The sequence below is a fragment of the Gelidimonas denitrificans genome (assembly GCF_055694065.1).
In genome coordinates this window covers 247,029-262,443 of the sequence record NZ_CM146350.1, presented here as the reverse complement: position 1 = coordinate 262,443, position 15,415 = coordinate 247,029, and the positions used below count along the sequence as shown (strand labels likewise).

The following is a 15,415-nucleotide window of genomic DNA, read 5'->3' as shown; positions in this document are numbered from 1 at the left end:
CCGAAGCAGCGCCGCCGCCATCCGAAACTGGGCGCGCCGCATTCACACGCGCATTACCGATGGAGTTACCATGACCATGCGTATTGCCAGCCTTGCCGGCAACAAAAGAATGTGGAGAACACCATGCAATTACTTGATCCGATCCTGCAGTTCCAGGCCGAGCTGCAACAGATCCGGCGCGACATCCACGCCCATCCCGAACTCTGCTACGAAGAGCAGCGCACCGCCGATGTGGTGGCGGCCAAACTCACCGAATGGGGCATTCCGATCCTGCGCGGCATGGGCGGCACCGGCGTGGTCGGCATCATCAAGAACGGCGACAGCAAACGCGCGATCGGCTTGCGGGCCGACATGGATGCGCTGCCGATGCAGGAAATCAACACCTTCGCGCACGCGTCCCGCCATGACGGCAAGATGCACGCCTGCGGCCATGACGGCCATACCGCGATGTTGCTCGGGGCCGCCCATTATCTGTCGCAACAGCGCGATTTCGACGGCACCGTCTACCTGATTTTTCAGCCGGCCGAGGAAGGCGGCGGCGGCGCGCGCCAGATGATGGACGACGGTTTGTTTACAGAATGTCCGATGGATGCGGTGTACGGCATGCATAACTGGCCCGGCATAGCAGTCGGCAGTTTCGGCGTCACGCCGGGGCCGATGATGGCGTCCAGCAACGAATTTGAAGTCATCGTCAGCGGCAAAGGCGGCCATGCGGCGCAACCGCACAAAGGCATCGATCCGGTCATGGTGGCGGTGCAGATTGCGCAAAGCTGGCAAACCATCATCAGCCGCAACAAGAATCCGAACGATGCTGCGGTGCTGTCGATTACGCAAATCCACGCCGGCAGCGCCACCAACGTGATTCCGGATCACGCCACCTTGATCGGCACCGTACGCACCTTCAACATCGACGTGCTGGACCTGATCGAGCAACGCATGCGCGAGATTGCGCAGCACACCGCCAGCGCCTTCGACGCCGAGATAAAGTTCGAATTCAAGCGCAATTACCCGCCGCTGATCAACCATCCGCAGCAAACCGCGGACGCGGTGGCCGTGCTGCAATCCATCGTGGGGCCGCAGCGGGTCGATGCGCAGGTCGAGCCCACGATGGGCGCCGAAGATTTCGCCTTCATGCTGCAGGAAAAACCAGGCTGCTATGTATTCATCGGCAATGGCGACGGCGATCACCGCAGCAACGGGCACGGGCTGGGGCCGTGCAATCTGCACAACCCCAGCTACGACTTCAACGATGCGCTGCTGCCGATCGGAGCCACGTACTGGGTCAGGCTGGCGCAAGTATTACTTGCCCGGAAGGATTTGAAAGAATAAATCATACTAGATAATGTATATTTTTATTACGCTTTATTTATATGCGTAGAAACACCACAAAATCGATATACTCCACAATTTTTAATTATAATAAATGCAGTGTGGTGGAGCGGACCAGGCCGCGAACAGTCCTGAAAGGACTGACAATGTACCTGAATAGCAAAACCGAATAACGACCAATCGCGGCCGGGTTGGCACCACCAAAACCAGGATCGTAGACCCAGAGCTTCGATAACGATGGCACAATATTAAATAGAAGTAATCCAGTAACGAAACGCTTTTTATTGACACTAGAAAGTTGCCATGACTCCACATCTGAAGCAAATCGCCATCAAAATTCTGTGCGCAAACATCACAATTATCGGCATGCAGACCAGCAGTTATGCGGTTGATTCCGCCTCCATCGAGGCAGCCACCGGCAACAAGACGCAGATGGTTCGTCTCGGCGCCCAATGGAACTGGGCCAATACATGGTGGCAATCGAACAATACCCATCTCGGCGGTTATTGGGATTTGACACTGGCACAATGGCGCGGCACGCGCTATCAGAATCGGCCGGATGCCACGCAAAATATTACCGACATCGGCATTACGCCGGTGTTTCGCTTCCAGCGCGATAGCAAAACCGGTCCTTATGCAGAAGCAGGCATTGGCGCCCACCTGCTCTCCCATGTATATGACAATAATGGCCGTACTTTCTCGACCGCCTTTCAGTTCGGAGATCACATAGGAATAGGCTATGTATTTGCCAACCAGCTCGATCTCGGCCTGAAAGTCCAGCATTTCTCCAACGGCGGGATCAAGCAGCCGAACGGCGGCGTAAGTTTTGCCGTTTTAAGCGCAAAAATGATGTTTTGATGGGGGCGTAGGATGGGTGCGTAGGATGGGTGAAACCCATCACTTTCCCATTGTTATCAACGCAAATGATGGGTTTCTCCCATCCTACGATGCTGATTTCAGGTTGAAGATGGCAACTACATCAATCCGGAATCAGCGCCTGCAGCAAAGCCAAGGTGCGCTTGGTGGCACCGCGATGGCGCTGCGCAAAGGCTTGCGCAGCGCGTCCGGCAGACTCCCGCTGCCCAGCTTCGGACAATAAAACTGCTGCCGCGCGCAGCAGTTCGGCGGCGTCGGCAACACGCCGCGCGGCACCGGCGACGATCGCTTCTTCGGTCACATCGGCAAAATTGAAAGTATGCGGCCCGGTCAGCACCGGCTTGCCCAGCGCACAAGCTTCGATCAGATTCTGCCCGCCCAGGGGCAGCAAGCTGCCGCCGATGAAGGCGACATCGCAAGCCGCGTAATAGGCAAACATTTCCCCCATCGAATCGCCCAGCAACACCTGCACAGTCGGCGCTATCGGCTCTCCCGCCATTGCAGCGTCGAGCGACGAACGGCGCTGCAGGATCAGGCCGCGCGCCTTGAGCAGCTGTTCCACCGCATCGAAACGCTGCGGGTGGCGCGGCACCAGCAGCAGCAACATTGGACCCGTGCCTGCAGCTTGCAGCGCGTCGAGGATCAATGCTTCTTCCCCTTCACGCGTGCTGGCGCACAACAATACCGGGCGCGCGCCGATCCGCGCGCGCAAAGCTTCCCCCAGCGCCAGCGCCGCGGCCGGCGGCAACACATCGAATTTGATGCTGCCAGTAACCTGCACGTCGCGCGCGCCGATGTGCTGCAGGCGCGCTGCATCTGCCGGCGTTTGTGCCGCCACGCACGACAAGCCCTGCGCCGCCTCGCGCATCAAGCCGGAAAAGTGCTGGGCCCGGCGCAAGGAACGCGCTGACAGCCGGGCATTGAGCAGCGCCACCGGCACCCGCTGCGCCACACATGCTGCGATCAGATTCGGCCATACCTCGGTTTCCATCAACATGCATATCTGCGGCGAAAAATGGCGCAGGAAGCGCGCCGCCATCCAGCCGGTATCGTAGGGCAGGTAACTCTGCAGCACGCGCGGCGCATGTTTGGCAAACAGCGCGCGGCCGGTGGCGCGCCCGGTGGGCGTCATGTGGGTCAGCAAAACCGTGTGTTCGGGATAGGCGGTGAGCAACGCTTCGATCAGCGGCTCGGCGGCGCGTGTCTCGCCGACCGACACCGCGTGCAGCCACAGAATCTTGCGGCCGTGTAGGTTTAACGCCGCACCGCTATACCAGCCAAACCGTTCAGCCAGATGCTGCCGATAGCCGGCTTCCTTGCGGCCACGCCACCACAGCCGCGCCAGCACGACCGGCATGGACAGCCACCACGCCAGCGAATATAAGCGTCGCGCCAGATTCGGCCTCATCGACCGCATGCGCCCAGCAATTGCGTCACGGCCGCCTCGACCTCGGCCACCGCAGGCGGAGTGCCGCGGTCGCCCAGATTGATGATATTCGGCGACCAGTTACCCTCGGTCTTCCAGCGCGGCGAATCGCAATACAACTCGATGGTTGGACGCTCGAATGCGGCGGCGACATGGGTCAAGCCGGTATCGACGCCGACCACCAGCGCCGCGCGTTGCGCCAATACCACCGCCTCCATCATCGGCAGCTTGGGCAATACCTGCGCATTCGGGATATTTTCAGCCAGAGTATCGGCGGCGCGCTTCTCGCCAGCGCTGCCCCACGGCAGCAGGATCGGCAAGCCGCGCTGCCCCAAGCTATGTGCCAGTTGTATCCAGTTTGCCGGCGCCCATTGCTTGGCCGGACGCGCAGTCGCATGGAAAAAAACCGCATACGGAATTGGCGGCAGCCAGGTTGGCTGCGGCTGCAACTCCGGTGCCTGCAAGGCAAAATCGGCAGGGCTATCGATTGTGTAGGTGTAGCCGAACGCCGCCGCCGTCACCAGCCGCGAGCGCGCCACCGCATGGGTGAAACGGCCGACCGCCACGCTATCGGTGTGAAATATGCGGGAAAGACCTTCGTAGCCGGAGCCTTCGGTTCCATTGGCCAGGCCGAAGCGCTTGCCGCCAGAATTCAGGCGCGCCATCCGCATCACCACCCCGGTCTTCAGCAAGCCCTGGGTATCGAACACGAGGTCATACGATTCGCGGCGCAGGATGCGATAAAAAGCAGCGATTTCGGCCCGCGTTTGCGGCGCGAACAAACTCTTGCGCCAGCGCCGCAATGCAAACGGGATCACATTGCGCACGCCGCGATTCAGGCGCACCAGGCTGGCGTACCCTTCTTCAACCACCCAATCGATTTTCGCAGCGGGATAATGACGCAAAATATCCGCCACCATCGGCATGTTATGCACCACGTCACCGAGGGAAGAGACCCGGACTATCAGAATATTCAACGCAAATCCAATTTAATCAAAAGCCTGGTAGGAGAATCACATCAGAAAACGGAGCATAAAATCCATTAAGCCGACGGAATGTCACCGGCTTAACGAAATAACGCACTGTGGGAACCAAGCCGCGCTAGTCGCAAGGTTTCTTCGTCCGGCTTTCGGTAAATCAGCAGCAAGTCGGGCTTGATGTGGCACTCGCGGTAGCCGGCCCAATCACCGTTCAATGTGTGATCGCGGTTACTTTCCGGCAAGGGTTGATCAGCCAGCAGCAGCGCCACGATTGCAGAAACAAGCGAATCAACGTCCTTGCTGTGACGCGGCGTTGCCTTTACGCGTTTGTAATCACGATTAAATGCTGATGCGCGTTCAATCGTCCGCATTCAAGTCCGCCATCAGCGCATCGACGCTGTTGAAGCTCTTGCCCTTGCCCGCTTCAAGCTCGGCAATGGCCTTGCGAGTGGTCGCGTTTGGCACTTTCACATCGAAAGGCAAACGGCGCTCATCCGCTATACGCAGCATCAGCAAGCGGATGGCATCCGAGATGGACAAGCCCATTGCTGCCAGCGCCTCGGCGGCGCGTTCCTTGGTTTCGGTATCAATGCGAGCGCGAACGTAGGTGTCGGCAGTGCTCATGGCAATTTTCCTATAAACGGTTTTTGAAGTTAGATTGTAGTCGCGCTGTGACTACATATCAACGGCGCCGCCATAGGAGCGGCACCCAGGTCCGACCTCTACCGGCCCGGGCGCGACATTACCGGACACTAACTCATGCAGCCCATTAAAACGGCAACACCGCATCCGCTTTCGCCACCAGAATCACGCGCTTGAAATCGGCCTGAATCCGCTCCAGCGCCGTTTGCGATTCCGCTTCGAAGCGCATCACCACTACCGGCGTGGTATTGGATGCGCGCGCCAGGCCGAAACCGTCCGCATACTCGACCCGCAAGCCGTCGATCGTAATGATCTGCTGCGCATCCGGGAAGCGCGCATCGCGCTGCAAACTCTCGATCAGGCTGAAATTCTCGCCTTCCGCCAGCTCCAGTTGCAACTCCGGCGTACTGATCGATTGCGGCAACGCGTTCAGCACCGCAGAAGGATCAATCACGCGCGTGAGCAATTCCAGCATGCGCGCGCCGGCGTACATGCCGTCGTCAAAACCGTACCAGCGATCCTTGAAGAACAGATGGCCGCTCATTTCGCCGCCCAACGGCGCGCCAGTCTCGCGCATCTTGGCCTTGACCAACGAATGCCCGGTCTTCCACATCAGTGGAATGCCGCCATGTTCCTTGACCCACGGCGCAATATGGCGGGTGCATTTGACGTCGTACAGAATCTCGCGCCCCGGGTTGCGCGTCAGCACATCGGCGGCAAACAGCATCAATTGACGATCCGGATAAATGATCTGGCCATCCTTCGTCACCACTCCCAGACGGTCGCCGTCGCCATCGAAAGCCAGGCCGATTTCAGCATCGGTTTCCTGCAAGCATTTAATCAAATCCTGCAGATTTTCGGGATGCGCCGGGTCCGGATGATGATTCGGGAAATTGCCATCGACTTCGCAAAACAGTTCGATCACCTCGCAACCCATGGCGCGGTATAAATCCCCGGCGAATGCGCCGGCCACGCCATTGCCGCAATCGATCGCAATCTTGATCGGCCGCGCCGGTTTCACGTCGCCTACGATGCGCTGCAAATACGCGTCCCGGATATCGTGGGTGTCGTAACCGCCGGCTCCATGCGTGAAATCGTCGTCCACAATGGCTTGATGCAGCGCCAAAATCGTTGCGCCGTAAATCGCCTCGCCAGTCAGCACCATCTTGAAGCCGTTGTAATCGGGTGGATTATGGCTGCCGGTGACCATCACGCCGGATTGCGCACCTAGTATATGAGTACCGAAATACAGCATCGGCGTAGCGACCACGCCGAGATCAATCACATCCACGCCGGACGCTTGCAGACCGGCGGCCAGTGCTGCTGCCAGCTCCGGCCCCGACAGCCGGCCATCACGACCGATAACCACGGTGCGCTCGCCCCTGGCCCGCGCCGCAGAACCGAAAGCCTGACCGATCTGGTGTGCAATACCGGCATCCAGCGTCTTGCCGACGATGCCACGAATGTCGTAGGCTTTGAAAATGGTCTTTGAGAGTGGCAGCATATTCAACTAATCCTTATACCTTCAACGCATCCAACGATTGGCCCGATGCAAGCCACTCATGCACCCACTTCGGCTGGCGTCCTCGGCCGGTCCATTGCAGGGAAGCATCGGCAGGATGCCGATAACGGACTGCAACTTTCGTCACTGAAGCAGTCTTGGCTGTGCGCACCTGCGCGCCCATCAATTCCTTGAGCGGAATGCCCACGCCTTGCGCAATCGCCATGATCTGTTCGCGTGCCTTTGCGCGTTCGGCCTGCTCGCGATCTTTCAACGCTTTGGCGATCTGGTCTTGCAGCGCATGCAATTCCGCTATTGACAGCTTTGATAAATCCATTATGTCTCCTTGAAAAATACTGCAACCACATTCACAACTGTGTTCCACCAAGTCCATTCATCTGGGTTCAAACGATATGGACAATTATTTTCTATGGGCAATTCTCAATCGTATATTTTGCTTCGATTTTCGCACCAACAATTGCGATCAAACACAAATACCATCGACAAAAATACCCCAAACATAAAGCAGCTAACCAATACCATTGTCGCGTGTGCAGATGGTCCGGTGGATAAGGTCGGGCCGACAATAAAACGGAGTTTTTCGAAATGCCCGTTGATCGCAATCTGGTTATCCATCGTGATCGTGTTGCAAACTTCTTTACAATCTCATCATCCAGATTCTTAAGTAACAGATAAACCGGTTTAATCGATTTTACAATTTCCGCGCACGAAACAAAGATTTTACGCAAATAATGAATACCATTGACCAAACCCAGTTTTTTGTCCTGTACCTATTTGGAAAATAGGTCACCGATTATATATGCTGCAAAAAATCCCTTGTGGTCCGACAGAGAAATCTTAATCACATTTTAATCGTCAGTTCCGGACACTAAATGAATCTTTCTGCATGACATTTTGTTTTTACAATAATTAAAGCTATAGTCAATTGGATTGGACGACACCATTTCATTTTTCAATGTCCCAATTGTATATTTAAAAACCATTCGTCACAGATTAAATCTTTCGAAGGACGAATAGTTATAACTATATTTATTTATCGCTAATTAATTAGTGCGCGGAAGATAAAATTGATTCAGCAAGAAACCTTGCGTGCGCGATCTGTCTGATGATCTGCCGGAATATATCGCGGCATAACCCACTTATAGATTCCAGAGCAAGCGGGAGTGATGGTGGTATTTATTACGTTGCCAACTGGATCATCCAAGCTTGACCACTATTGCGATCGACCCCACCCTTACAAAAACCACACTGCGCTCTTACAAAGCCACAATCCTATCTTGATGCAACATCGCAGCCACAGGCACCGTCGTTGACTTATTCTTCTCGCGCCATACCAGATCCTCGATCCCGCACTGCGGCGCATATTCACCTACTGCGCGCTGCAATACCGCCCTGAGCTCTTCAAAATCAAAGCGCTCGCAGGCATTTCCCAATTCCTGCAACAGGTCCTGCAGCTCTGGCCAGAGAATTTCTGCTTCTTGCGCACGCATGATCAGCGGGTGATCGGTGCCTTCGACGTTATCGCCGATCAGCAATTCTTCATACAATTTTTCGCCCGGGCGCAGGCCGACGTGAAGCAACTCGATCGTACCTTCTGGGGTCGCTTCGCTCTTGACCTCCAGCCCGCTCAAACGCACCATCTGCTTGGCCAGATCCATGATCTTGACCGGCTCCCCCATATCCAGCACAAAGACGTCGCCGCCCGCGCCCATCGAGCCGGCCTGCAACACCAGTTGCGCCGCTTCCGGAATCGTCATGAAATAGCGCGTAATCTCCGGATGCGTCAGCGTGATCGGGCCGCCCGCCATGATCTGCTTGCGAAACAGCGGCACCACCGAGCCCGACGAGCCCAGCACATTGCCAAAGCGCACCATACAAAAACGCGTATGCGCTTGTCCGTGGAGCAGCTTTGCACATTGCTGTCGGGCAAATGCCTGCAAAATCAGTTCCGACAGGCGTTTGGTGGCGCCCATCACATTGGTCGGGCGCACCGCCTTATCGGTTGAAATCAGCACGAAATTCTTCACCCCGACGGCCATCGCCGCTTGCGCAATGCTGAGCGTGCCAAAGACGTTATTGCGAATACCCTCGATCGGATTATGTTCGACCAGCGGCACATGCTTGTAAGCGGCCGCATGATAAACCGTCTCCACTGCAAAAGTGCGCATGATGCGCTGGCACTTCTCGCTCTCCAGCACCGAGCCGAGAAAAGGCATCAACTCCACCGCACCGCCCAGCGTCTTTTGCAACAAACGCAACTCTTGCTCGATGGAATACAGCGCGAACTCCGACATCTCCAGCAAAATCAGCCTGGCAGGCTGGTGGCGCAGTATCTGCCGGCACAACTCCGAGCCGATTGAGCCACCGGCACCGCTCACCATCACCGACTTGCCAGTGATGCACGCTGTAATCAGCCGCGGATTCGGCTCGACCTGGTCGCGCCCGAGCAAATCCTCGATCTCGATCTCGCGCACATCCTGCAGGCGCAACACGCCCTTGCCATTGAGGATATCTCGAAGAGGCGGCGTCACCTTGATCTTCACCTTCAGCGGCGCCAGCCGCTCGAGAATGCGCTTCAGCGGCACCCCCTTCAGCGACGGCATCGCCAGCAGAACCTCTTTGATTTCACGATCGATACACAGCTGGGGCAAAGCATCGAACGCATACACTTTAATGCCGGCTATCGTTGCGCCCCGCAGTTCTCTGTTGTCATCAATAAAAGCCACTGGCCGGTAATCGCTGGTATGGTTCAAGGCATTGGCCAGTTGATTGCCAGTGCCTCCCGCGCCATAAATTGCCACCTGCGTGCCGCCGGAAATACCGCTGGCATGCACAAAATAACTGCGCGCCGCAAACCGGCTGGCAGCCACATACAGGATCGCACTCACCCAGTAAATACCGAATACGCCGCGCGACAACCCCATCATATGGGTTGCGAATGCCGCCAAAGACAGCAGCACCACCACCGAAAGCGTTACCCCAATCACCGCAACATACACAATCTTGTGGTCGATGAATCGAATAACCGCACGATACAAGCCCAGCTTGATGAAAATTGGAATCGAAACCAGCGGCGCAGCAAGAATTAGCCAAACGTACGGCTCCAGAGATGCAATATTGAAACCGTCATAACGCAACCAGACTGCCATGCAAAACGTCAACGGCAAACAAAACAGATCCACCATTGCAGCGATGATCTGTTTATGGAAACGGGAAAAATCCAAGAGTGACTTCAACATTAATGAGTAATCCAAATAAACAAGCGTTTTCTGCTCAAGCTCTGGCAGCGAAAGCTGCACGGCATCTCAAACAGCATCAAGGTTAATCTCGAAATAGCCGTGCGCCATACGGTCACACATTGCAACTATTGAACCCGTTATGAATCGCTCAACTACCGTGAGCGTGAGGGCGATTCAAACAATGCTGGTCTGCGCATTACTCAACACCAACCTACGGGGTATTTTTACATTCCGTATGCTTTATATGCGAAGAATGGCATGTTATTTGACATACCCCTACAAAAAAAATTTAAGTGAAAAATAGGAAAGTAGGTGGAAGGCTGGCGTTGAGCGCAGAGAAACCCAACATTTTCATGTATGTCACCGGCCTGCTACAGAACCAGGCACTGACGGCCTCACAACCCCAGAGATTTCAACACATGCCTGTCCTTGATTCAGTAACTAACCTCAATGCGTCACCCCATCCCGCCGCACCACCTTCAAAAAGGTCAAAAATATGATCTTCAAATCCAGCCAAAACGATTGGCGGCGCACATAATCGACATCTAGCTTGACCTTATCCGGAATAGGCAACTCATCCCGACCATTGATCTGCGCCCAGCCGGTCAACCCCGGCAACACCTTATCAACGCCATATTGCGTACGCAATGCCACCAAATCATCCTGATTAAACAAAGCCGGCCGTGGGCCAACAAAGCTCATATCGCCCTTGAAAATACTCCAAAGCTGCGGCAATTCATCCAGACTCGATTTACGCAAAAAAGAACCCACAGGCGTCAAAAACTGCTTCGGGTCCGATAAAAGATGTGTAGCCACGGCCGGCGTATCGACCCGCATGGTCCGAAATTTCGGCATTTTGAAAATTTTGTTAAACCGCCCGACGCGATCGGACCAATAGACGATAGGACCAGCAGAGGTCAATTTAACGAGTACCACCACCAAACAAAGTGGTATCAATAAAATCAGCAATGCGAATAAAGCCAAACCAAAATCAAATAATCTTTTCATATAAATACCCTTTGGCTGCACGACGCAATCCATCATCCACACGCACCGGCGGCACCCAGCCCAGCATACTTTGCGCTTTAGTAATATCCACTTGAAGTGAACCACAAAGCTGTTGATACATGCTTTTCTTTCCCAACAAAGAGGCACCCAATTTCAGGACTTGCACTGGCAATGGAAATAATCTAGCTGGCTTACCCATGCCCTCACTCAATACACGAATCAGTTCCGGTGTAGAAACGCTTTCATTATCAGCCACCAAGAAAATTTGATTCGCAGCCTGTGGGTGTTCGATGCAAACTTTGATGAAATCGATTAAATTTTCGAGTGCCACCATTGATCGCTGGTTTTTAACTAAACTTAGTGGCAAGGGGAAGCCCTTGTGAACAAATCTTAACAAACTCCAAAAATTTCCAGGTGCATTCGAACCATATACCAAAGGAGGTCTAATTATCACAAAATCCATACTAGACTTAGCACAGATATCTTTCAATCCCTCCTCCGCCTCAAACTTCGATAAAGCATAATCCGAGTGCGGCTGCGGCTTTGATAACTCCGAAAACGGCGCCAAAAAAGTTTCTGCTCCATTTACGCCTATAGAGCTTATGAAAATAAATCGTTTTACGCCAATCTGTGCTGCCTGCCGCGCTAAGTTCATTGTCGCGTCCACATTCACTGCCCGAAAAAGTGTAAGCGGGTTGCTAGACTTGTCATTCATCACATGGACACGTGCAGCCAAATGAATGACCGTGCTACATCCTAAAAGAGCACGACTCCAATCAGTTGATGCAGATAAATCGCCTATTGGAAATTCATTATTCGAAGACTTTATACGCACTGTCGCAATAACATTAATTTTATTATTTAAGAGTAACTGACAAAGCGCGCTACCAACAAAGCCATTGGCACCAGTTACCAATACTTTAAGCATCACTAAACCCGCTCGGGTTCAAACTCTGCCAGCGCCAGGAATCCGCGCACATATCATCCAATCCCCTAGTCGCACGCCAACCTATAAGCTCTGCCGCCAACGATGGCTGTGCATAACAGGCAGCAATATCACCAGCGCGTCTTGCACCCATGTCATATGGAATCAATTTACCGCTTGCCTTAGCATAAGCGGCAATCACTTCCAATACGCTATAACCTTGCCCGGTACCGAGATTAACTGTGAACGAATCGCCCTTATCGAATAGATGCAATAAAGCAGCGACATGTCCCTGCGCCAAATCCATCACATGAATATAATCGCGCACTCCTGTGCCATCCGGCGTTGGATAATCGTCGCCATATACACGCAATTTATCAAGCTTGCCAATCGCCACTTGCGCCACATATGGCATCAGATTATTCGGCACACCACCTGGGTCCTCGCCGATCAAACCGCTTTCATGCGCACCAACCGGATTGAAGTAACGTAAATACCCAATACGCCAGTTACTATCTGATTTCTCCAGATCACGCAAAATTTGTTCGCTCATGAGCTTGGTTTGACCGTATGGATTGGTCGCCGATAAAGGAAAATCTTCCATTATCGGCACCGCATGCGGGTCGCCATAGACTGTTGCGGAAGAGCTAAATACGAAAGTCTTCACATCATGTTTCTGCATTACTTTATTCAAAGTCAACAAACCGATTAAATTATTATCATAATAATCAAGCGGATTTTGCACAGATTCACCCACGGCCTTTAATGCAGCGAAATGGATTACTGCACGGATATTGTTTTGCAAGAAAATAACATCCAGCAAAGCAGCATCCCGCACATCGCCCTCAACAAAATTGGGCGTCTGCTGCGTAATTTCTGCAATGCGATCAAGCACCTTCACAGAGCTATTGCATAGATTATCCAGGCCAATCACATCATAATCAGCAGCCAACAAAGCACACCATGTGTGGGAGCCAATATAGCCAGTCGCACCTGTTAATAAAATAATTTTTTTAGTCATTTAAAATCCATTTTTGGCGCATGCAACGCTACATCCCGCAGGCTCAAGAACATTCATCACTTGCCGCGCAATACTTCAGCGTATACAGCAAGTGTTTTCTGTAGCATTTTTTCAAAAGTAAAATTGTTTGCGAATTTTATCCTGCCATTTCCCCCCATGCAGCGTCTTTTATCTTCTGACTCTACGAGGCTATTAATTGCTGTAACCAGAGCACGCCTGTCATCACGATCAATAAGAAACCCTGTTTCACCTTCGTCAACCGCCTCAGGCACACCACCAACCCGCGAAGCGACAACTGGCAAGCCAGCCCGCATCGCCTCCAGAATGGTCAAAGGCAAACCTTCCCAGTTGGAAATCAGAAAAAAAACGTCTGCCCCAGCCAAACGGGAAACCACATCATTGCAAGCACCCGAGAAAATAACGCGTGTAGCCAACCCTAAATCTTGCGCATACTGGCGCGCACTACTCAACAAAGGGCCATCCCCAACAAATTCCATTGTCCATGCAAGATGCTTGACATGAGCAAGGGCCTCCAATAAAGCACGATGATTTTTCGGAATATCAAAACGAGCTACCATAATCATCTTCACAGCATCTTCAGATGATCGGAATGCGTTCGTAATTAGTGAATCGGGCATACCATTGTGAATTGTCGTTACTAGCGACGCATTACCCACGCCGCAATTAAGGGCTAACTTTCTGTCATACTCGGAAACCGCAATTATCCTGCCTGTAAAGCGTGCCATAAATCGCTCAATAGCCCGATACAGAATACGATTCGCAGTAGAAACCCCTTCGGTAAAAGCCCATCCATGTGCAGTAAAAACAGCAGGAATTGACAAACTCTTTGCCGCCATTCTTCCTAACATACCCGCTTTTGAAGAGTGCAGATGGACAATATCCGGATTGATATTTGAAACAACTCTTCGAAGTTCAAAATAGCCCAATAAATCCTTAATAGGGTTTATTTCACGAACCATATACCGCAATGAAATACAGCGCAGATCACGCTCCCTGGCATGTTCCAAAAATATTCCATCACCACCGACTAAGATAATAACTTTGTGTCCCGCTTGCTGCACTCCTTGAGCAAGATCAAGCAGATGCACACTCGCACCGCCAATAACATCAGAGCGTGTGATTACAAAAACAATTTTCAAAGTAATCCCACTTATATGTAAAGAAAAATGATGCCAAATCCAACATTACAAAACCTTATTTCTTTTTCCCTCAAATTTCCGAAGCGCTCAGCGTACCGTCGTGTAGTGCATTCAAAAATACTGCCGAACTTGCCAAATTGTATAAGGCATAAGCGTCCAGTAAATTGGAATGTAAAACGCTCATCAATGCGCGGTATAATTTCCCTGATAAATTTCCAGCCAACGAGTAACCACCGTAGCCAGTGAATAATTCTGCATGACCCGTTTACGCGCGGCACGTCCTCGGGCGAATCGTTCGCTGGTGTCTAGGGTGATTGCTGCTTTGATCGCATTGGCTAATTTTTCGCTGTTCCGAGTGGGAACCAACCAGCCAACATCGCCAATCACTTCACTCACCCCTCCTGCATCTGTAGCAACCACCAACCGTTCACACGCCATCGCTTCCGCTACAACTAGCCCAAATCCCTCCCATGCCGAAGATAAAACCAGTATATCTGCAGCACTCATTATCCCCGGAATATCCTGGCACAAACCCAAAAAACGAATTTTTTCAACTACACCAAGCGACTCTGCCAAAGAACGTAATTCAATTTCTAGCGGTCCAGCTCCGACAATCCATAAAACACAATTAACCGATTGTGAATGTAGCAAAGCAAAAGCGCGTAATAAATTAGGGTAATCTTTTGCCTGAACCATTCTCCCGACAGCAAGCAATACCTGAACATCTGCATTTATGTCAAATTCGCCCCGAATTTGCTGCCTATTTTCTGCATTAAAACGAAATTTTAAAGTATCGATCCCATTGTGCATTGCAAACATTTTGCCAGCAGAAACGGCATGTTGCTTTACAAAGGCATCAACAGCATTTTGGCTCACATTTGTTGACATGTCGGCCAATGGATCAGTTAATCGATAAGCCAGCATCCTCAATCTACCGCCTTCATTCGTACTATGCGCGGTACAGATAAGACGAGGAATAGGTACTGTTAAACGCAGTAACCGTGCTAATAAATTGGCGTGCACCATATGACTATGCACAACATCCGGGGAGAAATCACGAATAAGCTTACGTGTTTGCATATAAGCAGATATAAATCCAGCTGGTGTTTTATGCATACCAAGAAGCTCAACTCGCACTTTTTTCGACACTGGTTGAACAATGGCTTTACCAGTTAAAGCGATTATTATTACATCATGACCATGAGAAACAAATTCGTCTGCCAAATCAACTACTTGGCGTTCAGCGCCTCCCATTCCCAGGCCCGTAATTAGAAAGCAAATATTCAT

The 15,415-nt window shown here is 52.3% G+C and carries 14 protein-coding genes; 2 read left to right on the top strand and 12 right to left on the bottom strand.

Annotated features, from left to right (window positions below; genetic code table 11):
• Window positions 1–123 precede the first annotated feature (123 nt).
• On the top strand, window positions 124–1,329 hold the full coding sequence (locus tag FKCLFG_RS01265) for a M20 aminoacylase family protein (RefSeq protein WP_472614441.1): 1,206 nt from the start codon (window positions 124–126) through the stop codon (window positions 1,327–1,329).
• Window positions 1,330–1,632: 303 nt separating this feature from the next.
• Window positions 1,633–2,187: an acyloxyacyl hydrolase gene (locus tag FKCLFG_RS01260; RefSeq protein WP_472614440.1), complete on the top strand. Its 555-nt coding sequence runs from the start codon at window positions 1,633–1,635 to the stop codon at window positions 2,185–2,187.
• A 121-nt stretch (window positions 2,188–2,308) separates the two neighbouring features.
• On the opposite strand, the gene waaA is transcribed toward FKCLFG_RS01260, so the two are convergent.
• The 12 genes from waaA to FKCLFG_RS01200 form a co-directional block, all read right to left on the bottom strand.
• A complete protein-coding gene (gene waaA, locus FKCLFG_RS01255; RefSeq protein WP_472614439.1) occupies window positions 2,309–3,613 on the bottom strand; it encodes a lipid IV(A) 3-deoxy-D-manno-octulosonic acid transferase in 1,305 nt (434 codons plus the stop codon).
• Window positions 3,610–4,608 carry a lipopolysaccharide heptosyltransferase I gene (waaC, locus tag FKCLFG_RS01250; RefSeq protein WP_472614438.1) on the bottom strand — a complete coding sequence of 333 codons (999 nt, stop codon included), beginning with the start codon at window positions 4,606–4,608 and terminating at the stop codon, window positions 3,610–3,612. Before waaC ends, waaA begins: the two co-directional genes overlap by 4 nt.
• An 89-nt stretch (window positions 4,609–4,697) precedes the next feature.
• Window positions 4,698–4,982, bottom strand: coding sequence for a type II toxin-antitoxin system YafQ family toxin (locus FKCLFG_RS01245; RefSeq protein WP_472614437.1), 285 nt, complete (start codon window positions 4,980–4,982; stop codon window positions 4,698–4,700).
• Window positions 4,969–5,235: a type II toxin-antitoxin system RelB/DinJ family antitoxin gene (locus FKCLFG_RS01240; protein WP_472614436.1), complete on the bottom strand. Its 267-nt coding sequence runs from the start codon at window positions 5,233–5,235 to the stop codon at window positions 4,969–4,971. The genes FKCLFG_RS01245 and FKCLFG_RS01240 overlap by 14 nt, the downstream gene beginning before the upstream one ends.
• Window positions 5,236–5,380: 145 nt before the next feature.
• A complete protein-coding gene (locus FKCLFG_RS01235; RefSeq protein WP_472614435.1) occupies window positions 5,381–6,757 on the bottom strand; it encodes a phosphomannomutase/phosphoglucomutase in 1,377 nt (458 codons plus the stop codon).
• A 13-nt stretch (window positions 6,758–6,770) separates the two neighbouring features.
• Complete coding sequence (locus tag FKCLFG_RS01230; protein ID WP_472614434.1) at window positions 6,771–7,091, bottom strand: H-NS histone family protein; 321 nt, start codon at window positions 7,089–7,091, stop codon at window positions 6,771–6,773.
• Between the two features lie 940 nt (window positions 7,092–8,031).
• Window positions 8,032–10,011 (bottom strand): polysaccharide biosynthesis protein, encoded by a 1,980-nt coding sequence (locus FKCLFG_RS01225; protein ID WP_472615893.1) that lies wholly within the window; start codon window positions 10,009–10,011, stop codon window positions 8,032–8,034.
• A 450-nt stretch (window positions 10,012–10,461) separates the two neighbouring features.
• Window positions 10,462–11,022 carry a sugar transferase gene (locus FKCLFG_RS01220; protein WP_472614433.1) on the bottom strand — a complete coding sequence of 187 codons (561 nt, stop codon included), beginning with the start codon at window positions 11,020–11,022 and terminating at the stop codon, window positions 10,462–10,464.
• Window positions 11,006–11,950: a UDP-glucose 4-epimerase family protein gene (locus tag FKCLFG_RS01215; protein ID WP_472614432.1), complete on the bottom strand. Its 945-nt coding sequence runs from the start codon at window positions 11,948–11,950 to the stop codon at window positions 11,006–11,008. The genes FKCLFG_RS01220 and FKCLFG_RS01215 overlap by 17 nt, the downstream gene beginning before the upstream one ends.
• Window positions 11,943–12,968, bottom strand: a complete 1,026-nt coding sequence (gene galE, locus FKCLFG_RS01210) for a UDP-glucose 4-epimerase GalE (protein WP_472614431.1) — start codon at window positions 12,966–12,968, stop codon at window positions 11,943–11,945. Before galE ends, FKCLFG_RS01215 begins: the two co-directional genes overlap by 8 nt.
• A gap of 56 nt (window positions 12,969–13,024) precedes the next feature.
• Complete coding sequence (locus tag FKCLFG_RS01205; RefSeq protein ID WP_472614430.1) at window positions 13,025–14,128, bottom strand: glycosyltransferase family 4 protein; 1,104 nt, start codon at window positions 14,126–14,128, stop codon at window positions 13,025–13,027.
• A gap of 183 nt (window positions 14,129–14,311) precedes the next feature.
• The gene (locus tag FKCLFG_RS01200) at window positions 14,312–15,415 is read right to left on the bottom strand and encodes a glycosyltransferase (RefSeq protein WP_472614429.1); all 1,104 of its coding nucleotides are present in this window, start codon (window positions 15,413–15,415) and stop codon (window positions 14,312–14,314) included.

Coding starts and splice junctions, on each gene's coding strand:
- FKCLFG_RS01265 (WP_472614441.1), top strand. CDS start 124: ATGCAATTACTTGATCCGATCCTGCAGTTCCAGGCCGAGCTGCAACAG.
- FKCLFG_RS01260 (WP_472614440.1), top strand. CDS start 1,633: ATGACTCCACATCTGAAGCAAATCGCCATCAAAATTCTGTGCGCAAAC.
- waaA (WP_472614439.1), bottom strand. CDS start 3,613: ATGAGGCCGAATCTGGCGCGACGCTTATATTCGCTGGCGTGGTGGCTG.
- FKCLFG_RS01245 (WP_472614437.1), bottom strand. CDS start 4,982: ATGCGGACGATTGAACGCGCATCAGCATTTAATCGTGATTACAAACGC.
- FKCLFG_RS01240 (WP_472614436.1), bottom strand. CDS start 5,235: ATGAGCACTGCCGACACCTACGTTCGCGCTCGCATTGATACCGAAACC.
- FKCLFG_RS01235 (WP_472614435.1), bottom strand. CDS start 6,757: ATGCTGCCACTCTCAAAGACCATTTTCAAAGCCTACGACATTCGTGGC.
- FKCLFG_RS01230 (WP_472614434.1), bottom strand. CDS start 7,091: ATGGATTTATCAAAGCTGTCAATAGCGGAATTGCATGCGCTGCAAGAC.
- FKCLFG_RS01220 (WP_472614433.1), bottom strand. CDS start 11,022: ATGAAAAGATTATTTGATTTTGGTTTGGCTTTATTCGCATTGCTGATT.
- FKCLFG_RS01215 (WP_472614432.1), bottom strand. CDS start 11,950: ATGCTTAAAGTATTGGTAACTGGTGCCAATGGCTTTGTTGGTAGCGCG.
- galE (WP_472614431.1), bottom strand. CDS start 12,968: ATGACTAAAAAAATTATTTTATTAACAGGTGCGACTGGCTATATTGGC.
- FKCLFG_RS01200 (WP_472614429.1), bottom strand. CDS start 15,415: ATGAATATTTGCTTTCTAATTACGGGCCTGGGAATGGGAGGCGCTGAA.